This window comes from Nocardia sp. CDC153, from assembly GCF_035818515.1.
Taxonomy (GTDB): Bacteria; Actinomycetota; Actinomycetes; order Mycobacteriales; family Mycobacteriaceae; genus Nocardia.
The window spans coordinates 1-17494 of record NZ_JAYKYU010000005.1 but is presented as its reverse complement, the minus strand read 5'-3'; the positions used below and the strand labels follow the sequence as shown (position 1 = coordinate 17494).

15 protein-coding genes and 2 rRNA genes are annotated in these 17494 nt (G+C 67.8%); 7 read left to right on the top strand and 10 right to left on the bottom strand.

Translation table 11 applies throughout. From position 1 onward, the window contains the following. Positions 1-77 precede the first annotated feature (77 nt). The gene (locus tag VMT65_RS26895) at positions 78-2132 is read left to right on the top strand and encodes an AMP-binding protein (RefSeq protein WP_326311220.1); all 2055 of its coding nucleotides are present in this window, start codon (positions 78-80) and stop codon (positions 2130-2132) included. Between the two features lie 3 nt (positions 2133-2135). On the opposite strand, the gene glgP is transcribed toward VMT65_RS26895, so the two are convergent. Beyond that, positions 2136-4703 carry an alpha-glucan family phosphorylase gene (glgP, locus tag VMT65_RS26890; protein ID WP_326311219.1) on the bottom strand — a complete coding sequence of 856 codons (2568 nt, stop codon included), beginning with the start codon at positions 4701-4703 and terminating at the stop codon, positions 2136-2138. A 212-nt stretch (positions 4704-4915) separates the two neighbouring features. Here glgP and VMT65_RS26885 point away from each other — a divergent pair, with 212 nt between their 5' ends. From VMT65_RS26885 to VMT65_RS26870, 4 genes are all read left to right on the top strand, one after another. After that, positions 4916-5572 carry a PaaI family thioesterase gene (locus tag VMT65_RS26885; RefSeq protein ID WP_326311218.1) on the top strand — a complete coding sequence of 219 codons (657 nt, stop codon included), beginning with the start codon at positions 4916-4918 and terminating at the stop codon, positions 5570-5572. A 43-nt stretch (positions 5573-5615) separates the two neighbouring features. Beyond that, positions 5616-7619, top strand: a complete 2004-nt coding sequence (locus tag VMT65_RS26880) for an alpha-1,4-glucan--maltose-1-phosphate maltosyltransferase (protein ID WP_326311217.1) — start codon at positions 5616-5618, stop codon at positions 7617-7619. Then, on the top strand, positions 7616-9790 hold the full coding sequence (glgB, locus tag VMT65_RS26875) for a 1,4-alpha-glucan branching protein GlgB (protein WP_326311216.1): 2175 nt from the start codon (positions 7616-7618) through the stop codon (positions 9788-9790). Before VMT65_RS26880 ends, glgB begins: the two co-directional genes overlap by 4 nt. Positions 9791-9882: 92 nt before the next feature. Further along, positions 9883-10092 carry a hypothetical protein gene (locus tag VMT65_RS26870; protein WP_326311215.1) on the top strand — a complete coding sequence of 70 codons (210 nt, stop codon included), beginning with the start codon at positions 9883-9885 and terminating at the stop codon, positions 10090-10092. A 60-nt stretch (positions 10093-10152) separates the two neighbouring features. On the opposite strand, the gene VMT65_RS26865 is transcribed toward VMT65_RS26870, so the two are convergent. The 4 genes from VMT65_RS26865 to VMT65_RS26850 all read right to left on the bottom strand — a co-directional run bounded on the left by VMT65_RS26865 (position 10153) and on the right by VMT65_RS26850 (position 13497). Further along, positions 10153-10773, bottom strand: coding sequence for a TIGR03086 family metal-binding protein (locus VMT65_RS26865; protein ID WP_326311214.1), 621 nt, complete (start codon positions 10771-10773; stop codon positions 10153-10155). Between the two features lie 98 nt (positions 10774-10871). After that, complete coding sequence (locus VMT65_RS26860) at positions 10872-11732, bottom strand: tetratricopeptide repeat protein (protein WP_326311890.1); 861 nt, start codon at positions 11730-11732, stop codon at positions 10872-10874. A 58-nt stretch (positions 11733-11790) separates the two neighbouring features. Then, on the bottom strand, positions 11791-12162 hold the full coding sequence (locus tag VMT65_RS26855) for a DUF3817 domain-containing protein (protein WP_326311213.1): 372 nt from the start codon (positions 12160-12162) through the stop codon (positions 11791-11793). A gap of 150 nt (positions 12163-12312) precedes the next feature. Further along, positions 12313-13497: an acetyl-CoA C-acetyltransferase gene (locus VMT65_RS26850; RefSeq protein ID WP_326311212.1), complete on the bottom strand. Its 1185-nt coding sequence runs from the start codon at positions 13495-13497 to the stop codon at positions 12313-12315. A 116-nt stretch (positions 13498-13613) separates the two neighbouring features. Here VMT65_RS26850 and mce point away from each other — a divergent pair, with 116 nt between their 5' ends. Both mce and VMT65_RS26840 read left to right on the top strand, forming a co-directional pair. Then, positions 13614-14084: a methylmalonyl-CoA epimerase gene (mce, locus tag VMT65_RS26845; protein ID WP_442790312.1), complete on the top strand. Its 471-nt coding sequence runs from the start codon at positions 13614-13616 to the stop codon at positions 14082-14084. Positions 14085-14170: 86 nt separating this feature from the next. Then, positions 14171-15142, top strand: a complete 972-nt coding sequence (locus tag VMT65_RS26840) for a hypothetical protein (protein ID WP_326311210.1) — start codon at positions 14171-14173, stop codon at positions 15140-15142. 110 nt (positions 15143-15252) lie between these two features. Here VMT65_RS26840 and VMT65_RS26835 read toward each other — a convergent pair whose 3' ends face one another. The 5 genes from VMT65_RS26835 to VMT65_RS26815 form a co-directional block, all read right to left on the bottom strand. Next, the gene (locus tag VMT65_RS26835; RefSeq protein ID WP_326311209.1) at positions 15253-15558 is read right to left on the bottom strand and encodes an ATP/GTP-binding protein; all 306 of its coding nucleotides are present in this window, start codon (positions 15556-15558) and stop codon (positions 15253-15255) included. Positions 15559-15567: 9 nt separating this feature from the next. Continuing rightward, the gene (gene nucS / locus VMT65_RS26830) at positions 15568-16245 is read right to left on the bottom strand and encodes an endonuclease NucS (RefSeq protein ID WP_326311208.1); all 678 of its coding nucleotides are present in this window, start codon (positions 16243-16245) and stop codon (positions 15568-15570) included. Positions 16246-16268: 23 nt separating this feature from the next. Continuing rightward, on the bottom strand, positions 16269-17003 hold the full coding sequence (locus VMT65_RS26825) for a rhomboid-like protein (RefSeq protein WP_326311207.1): 735 nt from the start codon (positions 17001-17003) through the stop codon (positions 16269-16271). Positions 17004-17168: 165 nt separating this feature from the next. After that, positions 17169-17285 (bottom strand): 5S ribosomal RNA (gene rrf, locus VMT65_RS26820). A gap of 125 nt (positions 17286-17410) precedes the next feature. Next, positions 17411-17494, bottom strand: a 23S ribosomal RNA gene (locus VMT65_RS26815); the annotation flags it as partial.

The window sequence follows — 17494 nt, the reverse complement described above, 5'->3', positions numbered from 1 at the left end:
CTTACTGTCTGGGACGTTACAAATACGTAATCAGCCGGGGGTTTTCAGGGGAACCGGCCAGGCAGAAGTAGTACGCAGTGGTAACGGATGTCATCGACGCGGTCGCGGACTTCGCGATCGCCCGCAAAGCGCTCTGGGATGTCCTTCTCGACCCGCAGACCTATCCCCGGCTATTTTCCGGAATCGGCGCATGCGAACAACTCGACACCGCCGACGCACAGCCCACGCTGAATATGCGAGTGGGCGGCAACGGCATCGACGTCCATGTCCTGCGCGTGCAACTGCGCATCACCCGCCCGGGCGAGAGCTTCGAGATGCACTGCCCCGAGCGCGGCAGCTTCGCCGCGATCCGGCTGCGCGGCGACGGGGACCACACGCGGGTGTACGTCACGTATTTCAAGGCGGGGCTGGTGCATCCGCTGCTGACCCAACTGCCGAACTCGGCGGTGGTGCTGTGGACGCAGGCCGGGCTGAAACGCGTCGGGGACCTGATTGCGAACACGCCGAGTTCGCTCCTCGTCAATGGCGAGGATTCGCCGATGAAGCTGCAGGCCGGGGTGGTCAAGCGGATGGTGGCCTCGGGCGTGGTGCGCACCTACCGGCCCGATGTGGGGCTGAAACAGATCGGCGGACTGGCCAAATGGGGTTTCAGCCTGGCCGGCGGGTACGCGGCGGCGGCCGCGCACTCACCGCAGCGAGCGGCGGTGGTGGACGACCGCTACTCGAGCACCTTCGACCAGTTGCACGCCCGCAGTAGCGCGCTCGCGGGCGCGTTCACCGCGCTCGGCTTCGGACCCGGCACGGCGGTCGGGCTGCTGTGCCGCAATCACACCGGCATGGTCGAGTGCATGGTGGCCGCGGGCAAGGCGGGCGCGGACGCGGTGCTGCTCAATACCGGGCTGCCCGCGCGGCAGGTCGAGGAGATCGTGGCGCGCCACCAGCTCTCGGCGCTGTTCGTGGACAGTGAGTTCGAGCACCTGGTGCGGTACCTGCCCACCGATCTGCCGCGCTTCACCAGCGACGACATTCCGCCGGATCCGGGGCGCACCACCATCGAGGAGCTCATCGCCATGCGGCAGGAGCCGCCGCGCAAGCCGCCGCGGCCGGGACGGCTGGTGGTGCTCACCTCCGGGACCAGCGGGACGCCCAAGGGCGCGCGCCGCCCGCACCCCAAGGGTTTCGGCACGGTGGCCGCGCTGCTGTCGCGAATCCCGTTCGGCACCAACGAGACCATGTTCATCCCGGCCCCGCTGTTCCACACCTGGGGCCTGGGCGCGCTGCAGATCTCGACCGCCATTCGCGCGACGGTGCTGCTGGGCGACCGCTTCGACGCCGAGGACTGCCTGCGCCGGATTGCCGAGAACCGGGTCACCGCGCTGATCGTGGTGCCGATCATGGTGAACCGAATCCTGGACCTGCCCACCCATGTTCGGGCCCGCTACGACCTGTCGAGCCTGCGCATCGTCGCCAGTTGCGGTGCGCCGCTGGCGGGTGCGACGGTGCTGAAGTTCCTCGACGCCTTCGGCGACATCCTCTACAACGTGTACGGCTCCACCGAGGTGTCGTGGGCGTCCATCGCCGATTCCGCGGATCTGCGCATGTCCCCCACCACCGCGGGCCGTCCGCCGCTGGGCACGAAACTCGGTGTGCTGGGGCCGGATCGGCGGCCGGTGCCGATCGGGGCGACCGGGCGCATCTTCGTGGGCAATCACATGCTGTTCGACGGCTACACCGACGCGACCCCGCCGGACGAGGCCGACGGGATGCTCGACACCGGCGACATCGGGTACCTGGACGCCTCGGGCAAGCTGTTCGTGGCCGGGCGCGACGACGAGATGATCATCTCCGGCGGTGAGAACGTCTTCCCGCGCGCGGTGGAGGAGGCGCTCTCGCATCTGCCGCAGGTGAGCGAGGTGGCGGTGGTCGGGGTGCCCGATCACGAATTCGGCCAGCGCCTGGCCGCTTTCGTGGTGAAGCGGCCGGGCTCCGGGCTCGATTCGGACATGGTGCGCAACTACATTCGCCACCGGGTCAGCCGGTTCTCGGTGCCGCGCGATGTGACCTTCCTGGACGCCTTGCCGCGCAATACGACCGGGAAGATCCTCAAGCGGACGCTGATCGCACCGACCTGATCGCTACGGGCTGGGCGTAGCGATCAGGCCCAGCTCGGCGTCGGTGGCCAGCAGCGGATGGTGCGGGAGGATGCGGATCGTGTAGCCGACCGCACCGGAGATCGGGACCGGCGTCCGAATGATGAAAACATCGGCGCCGGAATCGGTTCCGTGATGCCGCATGGCGAAGGTGTGGACGTCGGTGAGATCGTCGGCGGGCGAGACCCGGCCGAGCACCGCCTGCACCGAAACATCGGACGGCGTGAGGCCGCCCAGATCGATGCGGGCGCGCAGCGCCAGCTCCGCGCCGATCACCGGGATGTCCGGCAGGCCGGAGCTGTCCACCTGCAGGACCTTCACACTGGGCCAGGCGGATTCGACGCGACGGCGATAGACCGACAGGTCGTGCGCGCCCTTGAAGTCATTGCTCGACACCGCCTCGAAGGCCGCGGCGGCGGGAGCGTAGTAGTCCACGGCATAGTCGCGAACCATGCGGGAGGCCAACACCTTCGGGCCGAGGGTCCGCAGGGTGTGGCGGACCATCTCCATCCAGCGCACCGGCAGACCGTCGTGGTCGCGATCGTAGAAGCGCGGCAGCACGGCGCGTTCCAGCAGTTCGTACAGCGCGGCGGCTTCCAGGTCGTCGCGGCGGTGCTCGTCGCGCACGCCGTCGGCGGTGGGGATGGCCCAGCCGTTCTCGCCGTCGTACATCTCGTCCCACCAGCCGTCGCGAATGGAGAGATTGAGGCCGCCGTTGAGGGCCGACTTCATGCCGGAGGTGCCGCAGGCTTCCAAGGGGCGCAAGGGATTGTTGAGCCAGACGTCGCAGCCCCAGTACAGGTAGCGGGCCATCGACATGTCGTAGTCGGGCAGGAAGACGATGCGATGCCGCACGGCCGGGTCGTCGGCGAAGCGGACGATCTGCTGGATGAGGGCCTTGCCGCCGTCGTCGGCCGGATGCGATTTGCCCGCGACCACCAGCTGCACCGGGCGCTCCGGGTCGAGGAGCAGGGCGCGCAGGCGCTGCGGATCGCGCAGCATGAGGGTGAGCCGCTTATAGGTGGGTACGCGGCGGGCGAAGCCGACGGTCAGCACGTTCGGGTCGAAAACCTCGTCGACCCAACCGAGTTCGGCGGGCGCGGCCCCGCGTTCCAGCCAGGAGGCGCGCACCCGGCGGCGCACCTCGTCGACCAGGATGCCGCGCAGGGCGTTTCGGGTCGACCAGAGTTCGCGCAGGTCCACATCGCAGAGGCGTTCCCAGCCGCGCGCCTCCTCCACCAGCTCGTCGCCGATGAGTTCGCGGGCCTTGTCGGTCCACTCGCGCGCCGCCCAGGTGGGGGCGTGCACGCCATTGGTGACCGAACCGATCGGGACCTCGGCGGCGTCGAAACCGGGCCACAGCGGCGCGAACATGTCGCGGCTGACCTCGCCGTGCAATTTCGACACGCCATTGGCGCGCTGGGCGAGTCGCAGGCCGAGGTGGGCCATGTTGAAGACCGACGGATCGGCCTCGCGGCCCAGGGCCAGAATGCGATCCACCGAAACGCCGGGCAGGACCAGGGATTCGCGCTCACCGTGCGCGCCACCGAAGTAGCGGCGGACCAGCGCTCCGGCGAAGCGGTCGATCCCGGCGGGGACCGGGGTGTGGGTGGTGAACACCGTTCCGGCCCGGACGGCGGTCAGCGCCGAGTCGAAATCCATTCCGGCGGCCATGTATTCGCGCATGCGCTCGATGCCGAGGAATCCGGCGTGGCCCTCGTTCATGTGGAAGACGTCCGGGTCGGGCAGGCCGTTGGCGCGGGTGTAGGCGCGCACGGCACGGACACCGCCGATGCCCGCGAGGATCTCCTGTTTGATGCGGTGGTCCTGGTCGCCGCCGTAGAGCCGGTCGGTGACGGCGCGCAGTTCGGGATCATTGTCGGCGATATCGGAGTCCAAGAGCAGCAAGGGGATTCGGCCCACCTGGGCGATCCACACCCGCGCCCGCAGCACCCGGCCCTCCGGCATGGCGACGTGCACCAGCACCGGCGCGCCGCCTTCGGTGAGCAGCCGCAGCGGCAGACCCATCGGGTCCAGCGCCGGATAGCGTTCGGCCTGCCAGCCGTCGGCGGTCAGCGACTGCCGGAAATAGCCGGAGCGGTACAGCAATCCGACGCCGATGAGCGGCAATCCCAAGTCCGAGGCGGCCTTCAGATGGTCGCCCGCGAGAATCCCGAGCCCGCCCGAATAGTTGGGCAGCACCTCGGTGACACCGAACTCCATGGAGAAGTACGCGATTCCGCGCGGCCCGCGCTGCTGCTTCTGAAACCAGCGCGGCCGAGCCAGATAGTCACTCAGATCCGCGGCCGCAGCATCCACCCGCCGCGTGTACGCCTCGTCCCCGGCCAGCTCGTCGAGCCGTTCGGCCGGAACCTCCCCCAGCATCCGCACCGGATCGTGCCCGACCTCGGCCCACAACCGGGGATCGAGTTCGGCGAACACATCCTGTGTCGGCCCATGCCAAGACCAGCGCAGATTGGTAGCCAGCTCGGTCAACGCGGACAACCGCTCCGGCAAATGGGCGCGAACGGTGAATCGACGCAAAGCCTTCACTGTGCCTATTTTGCCCTCCGCTTCGCTCCGGGCGGGTTCGCGGCCCCAAAAGTCTCGTTCTTCCCTCCCTCCGCTCCTCCGCTTCGCTCCCCCGCTCCACTCAGTCCAGAACGAGACGGGCCGCGAACCTTTGGGGTTACGGGTGTGTATCAGCAGCTCACAGGCCGGGGCCGGGCGGGAGCATCCGGAGGGCAACCGATAACGTGTTCTATATGAGCGAGCAGATCGAGGCGGTCGACGGACTGCCCACCCAGGAGCATCACGAGGGCGGGTTCCGGCCGATTCGGGAGCTGGGTCGCGACAACACCAAGGGTGGGGCGCACTACGGGGAGTTCATCGAGCAGGTGCGGGGGCTGATGGATCGGGTGCGGTTGGCCGATCCGTCCGATGAGCTGGCGCTGCATGCCATCGCCACATTGCGGGAACTCAACGACAAGCTCGACGAGGCGGTCGGCGACGAGTGGAACGCCCCGGCCTGGCACCGCACCGACCTGCCCTCCCGCGGCAATATCACCCTGCCGCCATTCCTGGTCGACTCCGCCAGCCGCGAGGGCGTGCGGGCGCGCATCACCTTCCGCACGTTCCATCTGGGCGGCAACAACGCGGCCCACGGCGGCCACATCGCCCTCGGCTTCGACGACCTGCTCGGCATGACGGCGGCCATCTACACCCGCCAGGCCACCCGCACCGCCTTCCTGCACGTCGACTACCGGTCCATCACGCCGCTGAACACCGAACTGCGGGTGCACGGCTGGGTGGAGCGGCAGGAGGGCCGCAAGGTCTTCGTGCGGGCCACCCTGCACGACGGCGATCGGCTCTGCGCCGAGGCGCACGGGCTTTTCGTGCTCCTGCGGCCCGGCCAGCAGTAGTCACTCCCGGAGCCCGGACCCGCACTCCGGTAAGTTCGAGGGCGTGACCGGCCGCATCGCCATCGATGACACCGCCCCCGCGATTCCCGGCGGTCGGCCGTCCAAGGCCGTGGTCGGCGAGGTGGTCCCGGTGCGCGCCGTGGTCTGGCGCGAGGGGCACGAGGCGGTGGCGGCGACGCTGGCGGTGCGCGGCCCGGGTTCGTCTCGCACACAGCGCATTCGCATGCAGCCCGAGTACGAGCCGGACGTCTTCAACGCGGTCTTCACCCCCGGCAAGCCCGGCCGCTGGACCTTCCGCGTCGAGGGCTGGAGCGATCCCATCGCCACCTGGCGCTCGGGTGTGGAGGCCAAGCTCGCGGTCGGCCAGAGCGCCGTGGATCTGGCCAACGATCTCGAGCTCGGCGCCCGGCTGCTGGACCGCGCCGCCCAGGCGGTGCCGAAGCAGCAGTGGCGGATCCTGCGCGACGCCGCGGCCGCCCTGCGCGGCGACGCCCAGCTGCCCGCCCGGGTGGCACCGGCCTTCAGCGCCGAGGTGAGCGCGATCCTGCGCGCAACCCCCTTGCGGGAGTTGGTGACTCCCGGACCGCTGCACATCGTGCAGGTCGAACGCCAGCGCGCGCTCTACGGGGCCTGGTACGAATTCTTCCCGCGCTCGACCGGCGGCTGGGACGCCGACGGCAAGCCGGTGCACGGCACCTTCGCCACCGCCGCCAAAGAGCTGCCGCGCATTGCCGCCATGGGATTCGACGTGGTGTACCTGCCGCCGATCCACCCCATCGGCACCGTGAATCGCAAGGGCCCCAACAACTCCCTGACCGCCGGACCCGAGGACGTTGGCTCGCCGTGGGCCATCGGCTCCGCCGAGGGTGGCCACGACGCCATCCACCCGCTGCTCGGCACCGAGGCCGACTTCCTCGACTTCGTCACCTCCGCACGGGAATTGGGGCTGGAGGTGGCCCTGGATCTAGCCCTGCAGTGCGCCCCCGACCATCCGTGGGTGACCGCGCATCCGGAGTGGTTCACCACGCTGCCCGACGGCACCATCGCGTATGCGGAGAATCCGCCCAAGAAGTATCAGGACATCTATCCGCTGAACTTCGACGACGATCCCGACGGCCTCTACGCCGAGGTGCTGCGCGTGGTGCGGCATTGGATCGGCTTGGGCGTCACCATCTTCCGGGTCGACAACCCGCACACCAAACCGGCCGATTTCTGGGAGTGGCTGATCGCGCAGGTGCACCGGAAGCATCCGGACATCGTGTTCCTGTCCGAGGCGTTCACGCGTCCCGCGCGCATGTACGGCCTGGCGCGGCGCGGCTTCAGCCAGTCCTACACGTATTTCACCTGGCGCACCCACAAGCACGAAATCGAGGAATTCGGCCGGGAATTGGCCGCCAAGGCCGATGAGGCGCGCGCCAACCTGTTCGTGAACACGCCCGACATCCTGCACGAGAGCCTGCAGCACGGGGGCCCGGGCATGTTCGCCATTCGCGCGGTGCTCGCGGCCACGCTGGGACCGAGCTGGGGCGTGTACTCCGGCTTCGAACTCTACGAGCACCAGGCGGTGCGGCCGGGCAGCGAGGAATACCTGGATTCGGAGAAATACCAACTGCGCCCGCGCCGTTTCGCCGAGGCCGCGGCCCGCGGGGAATCCCTGGAGCCGTGGCTGACCCGGCTCAACGAGATCCGCCGCGCCCACCCGGCGCTGCAGCAGGTGCGCTGCATCCACTTTCATCACGTGGACAACGAAGCGCTGCTGGCCTTCTCGAAATTCGACCCCACCACCGGTGACGCGGTGCTGGTGGTGGTGAACCTCGACCCGTTCGGCGCGCAGCAGGGCATGGTGTCGCTCGACCTGCCCGCCATCGGCCGCGAATGGCACGATCGGCCGGTGGTGTTCGATGAGGTCAGCGGCGAGGAATATCACTGGGGGCAAAGCAATTACGTGCGCCTGGACCCCGCGCGGGCGGTCGCGCACATTCTCGCGCTGCCGCCGGTTCCGGCCGCCGCGCGCACCGAACTCGCCTATCGCAGATCGTTCCGATGAATCGACGCGACCTCCTGCTGCTGGCGGCGGGCACCCACCCGGATCCGCACACCGTGCTGGGGGCGCACGCGCACCCGGAGGGGACGGTCATTCGGGTGCTGCGGCCGCACGCGGAGACGGTCGCGGCGCGCATCGGCGGCGTGGATCACCCACTGGCACACAGTGATCACGGCGTTTTCGAGGCCGTCGTGCCATTCCCCGACCTGTGGGACTACCGGATCGTCGCCTCCTATCCGGGCGGGCGCACGGTGGTGGAGGCGGACGGGTACCGCTTCCTGCCCAGCCTGGGCGAGATCGACCTGCATCTGCTGGGCGAGGGACGCCACGAGCGGCTGTGGGAGGTGCTCGGCGCGCATCCGAAGCGCTACACCACGCTCGACGGTGAGATCACCGGCACCGCCTTCGCGGTCTGGGCGCCCAACGCGCGCGGCGTGGCGGTGATCGGAGACTTCGACGGCTGGACCGGAAACACCGCGCCCATGCGGAAACTCGGCGATTCGGGGGTGTGGGAGCTGTTCCTGCCCGGCATCGGGCCGGGAGCACTGTACAAGTACCGCGTACACGGCGCGGACGGGCGCATTGTCGATCACGCCGACCCCATGGCCTTCGCCACCGAGGTGCCGCCCGCGACCGCCTCGGTCATCACCGAGAGCGAATTCGCCTGGGGCGACACGGAATGGCTGCGGACGCGGGCGAAGACCGATCCGCTGCGCGCGCCGGTGAGCGTCTACGAGGTGCACCTGGGCTCCTGGCGGCCGGGACTCGGTTATCGCGAGATCGCCGATCAGCTCGCGGAATACGTTCTCGCCCAGGGCTTCACGCATATCGAACTGCTACCCGTCGCCGAGCATCCATTCGGCGGCTCCTGGGGATACCAGGTCACGTCCTACTACGCGCCGACGGCCCGCTTCGGATCTCCGGACGACTTCCGCTATCTGGTGGATCACCTGCACCGCAACGGGATCGGCGTACTGCTCGACTGGGTGCCCGCGCACTTCCCGCGCGACGAATGGGCCCTGGCCCGCTTCGACGGCACCGCCCTCTACGAGCACGCCGACCCCCGCCGCGGCGAGCAACTCGACTGGGGCACCTACGTTTTCAACTTCGGCCGCCACGAGGTCCGCAACTTCCTGGTCGCCAATGCCCTGTACTGGATCGAGGAGTTCCACATCGACGGCCTGCGCGTGGACGCCGTCGCCGCCATGCTCTACCTGGACTACTCGCGCCCGGACTGGGAGCCGAACATCCACGGCGGCCGCGAGAACCTGGAGGCCGTGTCCTTCCTGCAGGAGATGAACGCGACCGTGCACAAGCATCATCCGGGCGTGCTCACCATCGCCGAGGAATCCACCACCTGGCCCGGCGTCACCCGCGCCACCGAGGTGGGCGGGCTCGGCTTCACCATGAAATGGAATATGGGCTGGATGCACGACACCCTCGGGTACCTCGCCCACGACCCGGTGTACCGGACCTGGCACCACAATGAGATCACCTTCTCGCTGACCTACGCGTGGAGCGAGAACTACGTGCTGCCGATCAGCCACGACGAGGTCGTCTACGGCAAGGGCACGCTGTGGACCCGCATGCCCGGCGACGACTACGCCAAGGCCGCCGGGGTGCGCGCGCTGCTCGCCTACATGTGGGCCCACCCCGGCAAGCAACTGCTGTTCATGGGCCAGGAATTCGGTCAGTTCCGGGAGTGGAACCACGACCTCGGACTGGACTGGCACGAGCTGGAAAACCCACTGCACCAAGGCATTCGGACCCTGGTCGCCGACCTCAACCGGCTCTACGTCGCGAGTCCGGCGCTGTGGAGCCAGGACACCTCACCGGGCGGCTACTCCTGGATCGACGCCGACGACCGCGACAACAATGTGCTGTCGTTCCTGCGCTACGGCACCGACGGATCCATCCTCGCCTGCGTCTACAACTTCTCGGGCCGTCAACTCGACGGATACCGCATCGGATTGCCCGGGCCCGAACCGGATTCGTGGTTCGAGGTGCTCAATACCGACGCCATCGCCTACGGCGGCGGCGGGGTGGGAAACTCCGGCGAGATTCGAGCCGAGGCACTGCCCTGGCACGGCCGCCCGATTTCGGCCGCACTGACGCTCGCACCGCACAGCGCCGTCTGGCTCTCGCGCATGCCCCCGATCCCAAGGGCACGGTAATCAAGGTCAACCATTTCCGACTGGAACCGGGTAGGACTGAATTCAGCGGCGTCGCAACCGAATTGCCTTATACCCCGAAGGAATGAATCTGCATGAAAAAGCTCGGAACCTTCGCACTGATCGGTGCGGCAGCGGCCGGAATCCTGACCGCGGGCGCCGGCATCGCCGCCGCTGACGACAATGTCGAAGCCAAGCCGATCATCGCCGTCGGCGAGCCCGACCCGACCGCCACCGGGTCCTCCCAGATCCTGAAGACCCTCCAGGATCTGGCCACCGGCAGCGGACGGTCCGGAACCAAGTAGTACACAGGTTCCCCACTTCGCGGGGAAAGTGGGGAACCGCAGGGCTCACGGCCCCGTCGATCACTCCGGCCAGCCGGGCGAGCGGCCCAGCACCGCGAGAATCCGATCCAGACCCGACGCGCCCGCCACGTCCACCGCGGGAGCGAAGGACGCGCCCGGCTCCTCCCGGAACGCGCCACCCGGCACCGCCTCGGCCACCGGCAGACCCGCGCTCACCAGGTCCTCGTCGAATTCGACCGGGACGCCGAGCGCCCGCGCCACATCCCAGGCGTGCACGATGTAGTCGATGAAGTGAAAGCTGATCGCCAGCGGCGCGGGAATCACGATGCCGCCCCGGACCTCCGGCAGCGGGAACTGCCGCTCCAGCACCCCGGGCTCGGCGAACGCCGCCAGCACCCGCTCGGCCGCTTCCCGATACTCCCCCACCGGATCATCGCTCAACGGCTGCGGCTTCCACCGCGCGATATCGCCGTCGCCGTGTGCGGAGGCAACGAAGCCGTGGTGGTGAACGATCATGTGCTCCAGCAGATCTCGCAATGTCCAGCCCGCACACGGCGTCGGCGCGTCCAGATCGGCGGCGGTCAGTCCCGCCACCACCTCGACACTGACCCGCACCGCCCGCGCGTCCAGCGCGATCAATTCGTCCCCGGACTTCAGCAATTCATCGTATGTGCTTATCATACGCATTAGCTTACTAATTTGAGCCAGTCCAGTCGACTGGCAAAAAAGACGAACCCCCTCACAGCACGCGGCTGTGAGGGGGTTCGGAGACGGCTCGGTCAGTACAGGGCGGCGGCGAGCTTGCGGCGGGCGGCGACGACGATGGGCTCGGCGGGGTCGAAGAGTTCGAAGAGTTCGAGCAGATGGGTGCGGGCCCGGGTGCGGTCGTCCCCGGCGGTGCGCTTGACCTGGGCGATGAGGCGGTCGAAGGCGAGTTCCGGCTGCTGGTTGAACATTTCGACATCGGCGGCGGCGAGCGCGGCGTCCAGATCGGACGGGTCGGCGTCGGCCTTCGCCACGGCGCTGGGGTCGATTTCCTGGACGCGGGAAAGGAATTGGACCTGACGCAGCGCGGCCTTGGCCTCGGCATTGTTCGGCTCGGCGGTCAGGATGGCCTGGTAGGCCGCGATCGCGCCCGCGAAATCGCCGTTCTCCAAGGCCTCTTCGGCGGCGACGAAGCGCGGATCCTCGGGAACCTCGGGCTCGGCGTCGGCACCGGCCGCGCCGACACCGGGGAGCTTGCCGCGCACGGCGTCCACCACCGCGGCGATCCACCCGGTGACCTGTTCCTCGGGCTGGTTGCCGGTGAAATCGGCGAGCGGCTGGCCCGCGGCCACGGCCACCACGGTCGGAATGCCCTGCACGCCGAACGCCTGCGCGATGCGCATATTGGCCTCGGCCTCGACGGTCGCCAGATCCCAGTCGCCACCGCCCTGGCCGACCAGCTTCTCGAGCAGCTTCACCAGTTCGATGCTGCCGGGGCTGCGCTGCGAGTACAGCGCCACCACCACCGGCACCTGGGTCGAGCGCCGCAGCACCCGCTCCTCGAAGTTGGCCTCGGTGACGGCGTGGTCGCCCGGGATATCTCCCGCTGCGGCGGCCGGCTGCTTGAGGGCGGACAGGTCAACCGCGCCCGACATGGCGGCGGCTGCGGCGGCGGAAGGACGGCGTGCAGGTCGAGTCACGACATCCAGTTTGTCACGAACGAGCGACGGCGGGTGCCGCGGCCGTGCTCAGCTCCCCCAGCTGACCGGAGTTGATCGCCCAGCGCTCGAACCACACCGACGTGAAGGGGACCACCGAGGACAGCAGGGCCAGACCCGTGGTCTTGCCCGGCCACTCGAATTCGCGCGAGGCCAGCAGGCAGTTGATGGCGTAGGCCAGGAAGACCAGGCCGTGCAGCATGCCGAACACCATCACCGGCCACTTGATCGGCTGATCGGCGATGCCGAGGGCATCCGCGCGCTTGAGCGCCGAGCCGATGAACAGCAGCACCCAGGAAGGAACTTCCAGCAGGCCGAAGAACCGCACGCGCTTCGCGACCGTCGAAAGGTCGAAGAAATCACCCATGACTCCCCATTCTGCCGGATCGACTACGACAGCCTGTCGTTGCACTGGTCACATCCGGTACGCCCGCGCCGGAATCCTGGTATCGGGTTTCCGAAAGCAGAACGGCTCCGGCTCGTTTCGAGCCGGAGCCGTTCGCGTTCGTCCCGCCGCTTACTTCACGCGGACGATGAGGGCGTCGCCCTGACCGCCACCGCCGCAGAGGGCGGCCGCGCCGATGCCGCCGCCGCGGCGCTTCAGCTCGAGCGCCAGGTGCAGGACGATGCGGGCGCCGGACATGCCCAGCGGGTGGCCGATGGAGATCGCGCCGCCATTGACGTTCACCTTCTCCGGGTCGATGCCGAGCTTGCGGGTGGAGGCGATGCCCACCGCGGCGAAGGCCTCGTTGATCTCGACCAGGTCGAGGTCGGTGGGCGAAATGCCTTCCTTGGCGCAGGCTTTGGCGATGGCGTTGGCGGGCTGTTCCTGCAGGGTGGAGTCCGGACCGGCGACGACGCCCGCCGCGCCGATCTCGGCGATCCAGCTCAGACCGAGTTCCTCTGCCTTGGCCTTGGACATGACGACCACCGCGGCCGCGCCGTCGGAGATCTGGGAGGCCGAACCGGCGGTGATGGTGCCGTCCTTGCGGAAGGCCGGGCGCAGCTTGGCCAGGGACTCGGCGGTGGTGTCGGCGCGAATGCCCTCGTCGGTGGCGAACTGGATCGGGTCGCCCTTGCGCTGCGGGATCGAGACCGGGGTCACCTCGTCGGTGAAGACGCCGTTCTTCCAAGCGGCGGCGGCCTTCTGGTGCGAGGCGGCGGCGAAGGCGTCCTGATCCTCGCGGCTGATCGGCTCGCTGTCGTTGCGCTGCTCGGTGAGCGCGCCCATGGGCTGATCGGTGAAGATGTCGTAGAGGCCGTCGTAGGCCATGCTGTCGCGCAGGTTCACATCGCCGTACTTGAAGCCCTCGCGGCTCTTCTCCAGCAGATGCGGGGCATTGGTCATGGACTCCTGACCACCGGCCACCACGATCTCGTACTCACCGGCGCGAATCAGCTGATCCGCCAACGCGATTGCATTGATACCGGACAAACACACCTTGTTGACCGTGAGCGCCGGGACGTCCATCGGAATCCCCGCGGCGACCGCGGCCTGCCGGGCCGGGATCTGACCCGCGCCCGCGGTGAGCACCTGACCCATGATCACGTAGTCGACCTGCTCGGGCGCGACGCCGCCCTTCTCCAGCGCCGCCTTGATGGCGATCCCGCCCAGATCGGAGCCGCTGAAGTCCTTCAGCGATCCGAGCAGCCGACCGACGGGCGTGCGCGCGCCGGAGACGATGACGGAGGTGGTGGACACGATGAGGGCCTCGCTTACGTCGTGTGGTCAGTGCTCCGCCAACCATCGGAGCCTTACCCCACGGTAACTCGCTGCACTTCGGCGAGGGTATGTGGGTGCGCGCTACCGTTCGTGGTGTGAGCAACACCGAGAAGACCGAATTCATCCCGTCGGAATACGTCGTCGCCGTCGATCACGTGGGAATCGCTGTGCCGGATCTCGATTCCGCGGTGGCCTGGTACCGGGACAATCTCGGCATGGTCGAGACGCATCGCGAGATCAACGAGGCGCAGGGCGTGCACGAGGCCATGCTGTCGGTGCCCGGCACGCCCGAGGGCTCGGTTGCCTTGCAGTTGCTGGCTCCCCTCAACGAGGCCTCCACGATCGCCAAGTTCATCGATCGAAACGGGCCTGGCCTGCAGCAGCTCGCGTATCGAGTCACCGATGTCGAGGCGGTTTCCGCGCAACTGCGTGAACGGGGCTTGCGTTTGCTGTACGCCGAGCCGCGCGGTGGAACCGCCGGTTCCCGCATCAATTTCATCCACCCCAAGGATGCTGGCGGTGTGCTGGTCGAACTCGTCGAACCAGCCGCGAAAACTACCCACTAGTACCGGAATCCGGCCCTCTAAAGAGGCTGTAACAACATTCGCGGTCGGGTCACCATCAGTGGTCGTCAGGCTGTAGTTTGTGGGGCATGTCGTCCACTGAGCCCGATCGTAATCGCTTCGTTGCACTGCCCTTTACCGTTGTGCGGAAGGGCTATGACCGTGACGAGGTGCGTAACTACTTCGACCGTTTCGATGCCGAGCTAAGGGTCACCGCGACCGATCGCGATGCCGCCGCGGCGCAGGCCCGCAATCTCGCGGCCCAGCTCGAGGATGCCCGGGACGAGATCGACGAGCTCCGTAAGGAGGTCGACCGGCTCTCGGTGCCGCCGACCACCGCCGAAGGTATGTCCGATCGCATCTCGCGCATGCTCCGCCTGGCCTCCGACGAGGCCTCCGAGGTTCGCGCCCAGGCGCAAGCCGAAGCGGCAGAGATGATTTCGATCGCCGAACAGCAGGCGACCGAAATGCGTGGGAAGTACGAATCGCTCCTCGCCGAGACCAAGGAGAAGCGCGAAGCGCTCGAGATCGAGTTCGAGCAGACCCTCGCCAACGCCCGCTCCGAGTCCGCCAAGATCGTCGAAGCCGCCAATGCCGAGGCCGACCGCCTCACCAAGGAGTCCGAGGCCAAGCGCAAGGCCACGCAGCAGGACTTCGAGGTCACCATGGCCGAGCGGCGCACCAAGCTGACCCGCGCCATGGAGGAGCTGGAGGCCACCTCGCGCGCCGAGGCCGCCCAGCGCATCAAGGACGCCACCGACGAGGCCAACCGCCTCATCACCTCGGCGACCAACACCGCGGATCGAAAGATCGCGCACGCCAAGGAACTCGCCGAGGAAATGCGTGTCCTGCGCGGCCGCGTCCTGGCCCAGCTGCTCGGCATCCGCGGCCAGCTCGACTCCGTCCCGGCCATGCTCGCCGCGGTCAACCGCGAGAGCGAACTCCTCGACGGCGCACCGGAACAGCGGTCCATCCAGAAGGGCGGACGCAAGGCCATCTCCGATGCCCGCGACGACGACGAGATCGTCGACGAGCGCGAAAACGCCGACATCTCCAGCTAATTCACTCCACGGGCGACAACCCGAAGCCGTTCGAAGGCCGCTTCCAACCCGGAAGCGGCCTTCCTTATTGCTTCCGGCCCACCGGGATCGACAGCGGGTCCGGCGTGCGTTCAGGACCAGCGGCGGGTGATGGTGCGGGTGTTGCGGCCGTTCCAGCAGCCGGAGTGCCAGTGGCGGCGGTCGTCCTCGCCGCCGTGGGCGGCCCAGGCGACGATGTGGGGGGTGCCGGGCGGGATGACGTGGTCGCAGCCCGGGCAGCGGTAGGGCTTGGTGGCGCGGGTGCCGGGAACCGTGCGGACGATGAAGATCTCGTCGGTGCCGGGGCCGGGTTCGGTGCGGCCGAAGACATCGCCCATCGGCCGCGGCTCCTGGCGGGAGCGCGCGGCGTCCTTGGGGCGGGGTTTCCGGCGGGGCATGGTCCGAGGTTAGAACAGCCGGAATTCGTCGGACTCGGTGCCACGCAGGGCGTCGTAATCCAGGGTCAGGCAACGGATACCGCGATCGGTGGCGAGGGTTTTCGCCTGCGGCTTGATCTGCTGGGCGGCGAAGACACCGGCGACCGGGGCCAGCAACGGGTCGCGGTTGAGCAGTTCGAGATAGCGGGTGAGCTGTTCGACGCCGTCGATCTCGCCGCGGCGCTTGATCTCCACCGCCACCGTCGCGCCGTCGGCGTCGCGGCAGAGGATGTCGACCGGGCCGATGGCGGTCATGTACTCGCGGCGGATCAAGGTGTAACCCGCGCCGAGGGTTTCGATGTGCTCGGCCAGCAGCTCCTGCAAATGGGCCTCGACACCGTCCTTCACCAGACCGGGATCCACGCCGAGCTCGTGCTTGGAATCCAGTTCGATGTCCTCGACCGTGATCCGGAGCTCCTCACCCGCCTTGTTGGTGACCACCCAGAGTTGGCTTGTCGCCGAGTCGGTTTCGCGCTCCTCCAGCCAGCACGGCGGGCTCATCCAGTTCAGGGGCTTGTAGGAGCCGCCGTCGGAGTGGACGAGCACCGAACCGTCGGACTTCATCATGATGAGGCGACGGGCCATCGGCAGATGGGCGGTCAGACGGCCAACGTAATCGACCTGGCATCGAGCAATCACAAGGCGCACCGGTCGAGTCTAGTGACCCGGATTCAGCCCAACAGCATCAGGCAGGCGAAAACGGAACCGCCCGCCAGCAATACGTAATCCGTCCAGTTCATCGGCCGCTGCGGCGCCACCTGACGGCGAATCATGAGCCGACCGATGCCGAGACCCAGGCACAGCGCCAGGAAATGACCGACATTGGTGAAGGTGTGCCACACCAGCACGCCGCCCAGCGCCAGCGTGAGCCAGCTTGCGGCCCAGACGAAACGGCGATGGGAGGGCAGCACCGCGATGAGCGCGCCGACGACGGCCATCGCGCCGTAGCTGACGCCGACATCCTCGACCATGGTGATGCTGTTGGGCACCAGCTGCGATTCCACCGCCACCCACAGGCCGACGGCCACCAGCACGGTCGCGCCGATATGCCCGATGAAGAACGTGTGCACGAGTCTGACGGCACCGAAACGGCGCTCGGCCAAGGCGAGCAGACAGGCCAGGAAGGGGACGATGATGAACGCCGTGGCCGCGCCCTCGCCCACCAGGAAGGCGCTGGAGAACAGCGTGCCGAAACGGCCATTCGCGAGATTGTGCAGATTGGTGCTGGCGTGCAGCACAATTCGGGTCTCGTTCTTGGCGCTCACCATGGTGAGCGCGATAGCCCCGAGAATCAGCAGCCCGACGTAGCTGTACGTCGCGGGCAGCCAGAGAGCCGACAGCCGAAACCGTCGATTGGTGACCACCGGCGTCGCCGGTACCGCTTCGATGACCATGCCCTCGATCATTGCCGTTCCATCCGCAACGAGACTGGTTGTCCGCTGGGAGCTTTCTGTGGATCCCATATCTCTCGATATGTATCCGGGATACACCGCCACCGTACCCATGAAACGCACAGTTATCCGGATACGCCGAAGGCCCCGACCAGATGGTCGGGGCCTTCGCGAAGGATGTTCCGGCGGTGTCCTACTCTCCCACACCCTGTCGAGTGCAGTACCATCGGCGCAGGTGGCCTTAGCTTCCGGGTTCGGAATGGGACCGGGCGTTTCCCCACCGCTATAGCCGCCGTAACTCTATGAAACTAAGGGGGTTTGGGGGCTTAGCCCCCAAAACTCCCCACACGGTCGAAGGCCGTGAAGCCCTCAACACAGTGTGTGTTGTTTCAGATACTGCACAGTGGACGCGTAGCTTCTTTGTTGGTAAGTCCTCGGCCTATTAGTACCAGTCACCTACACCCGTTACCGGGCTTCCAGTTCTGGCCTATCAACCCAATGGTCTG

Coding starts and splice junctions, on each gene's coding strand:
- VMT65_RS26835 (WP_326311209.1), bottom strand. CDS start 15,558: ATGCCCCGCCGGAAACCCCGCCCCAAGGACGCCGCGCGCTCCCGCCAG.
- VMT65_RS26860 (WP_326311890.1), bottom strand. CDS start 11,732: ATGTCGGGCGCGGTTGACCTGTCCGCCCTCAAGCAGCCGGCCGCCGCA.
- VMT65_RS26865 (WP_326311214.1), bottom strand. CDS start 10,773: ATGATAAGCACATACGATGAATTGCTGAAGTCCGGGGACGAATTGATC.
- VMT65_RS26885 (WP_326311218.1), top strand. CDS start 4,916: ATGAGCGAGCAGATCGAGGCGGTCGACGGACTGCCCACCCAGGAGCAT.
- VMT65_RS26855 (WP_326311213.1), bottom strand. CDS start 12,162: ATGGGTGATTTCTTCGACCTTTCGACGGTCGCGAAGCGCGTGCGGTTC.
- glgB (WP_326311216.1), top strand. CDS start 7,616: ATGAATCGACGCGACCTCCTGCTGCTGGCGGCGGGCACCCACCCGGAT.
- VMT65_RS26870 (WP_326311215.1), top strand. CDS start 9,883: ATGAAAAAGCTCGGAACCTTCGCACTGATCGGTGCGGCAGCGGCCGGA.
- VMT65_RS26840 (WP_326311210.1), top strand. CDS start 14,171: ATGTCGTCCACTGAGCCCGATCGTAATCGCTTCGTTGCACTGCCCTTT.
- VMT65_RS26825 (WP_326311207.1), bottom strand. CDS start 17,003: ATGATCGAGGGCATGGTCATCGAAGCGGTACCGGCGACGCCGGTGGTC.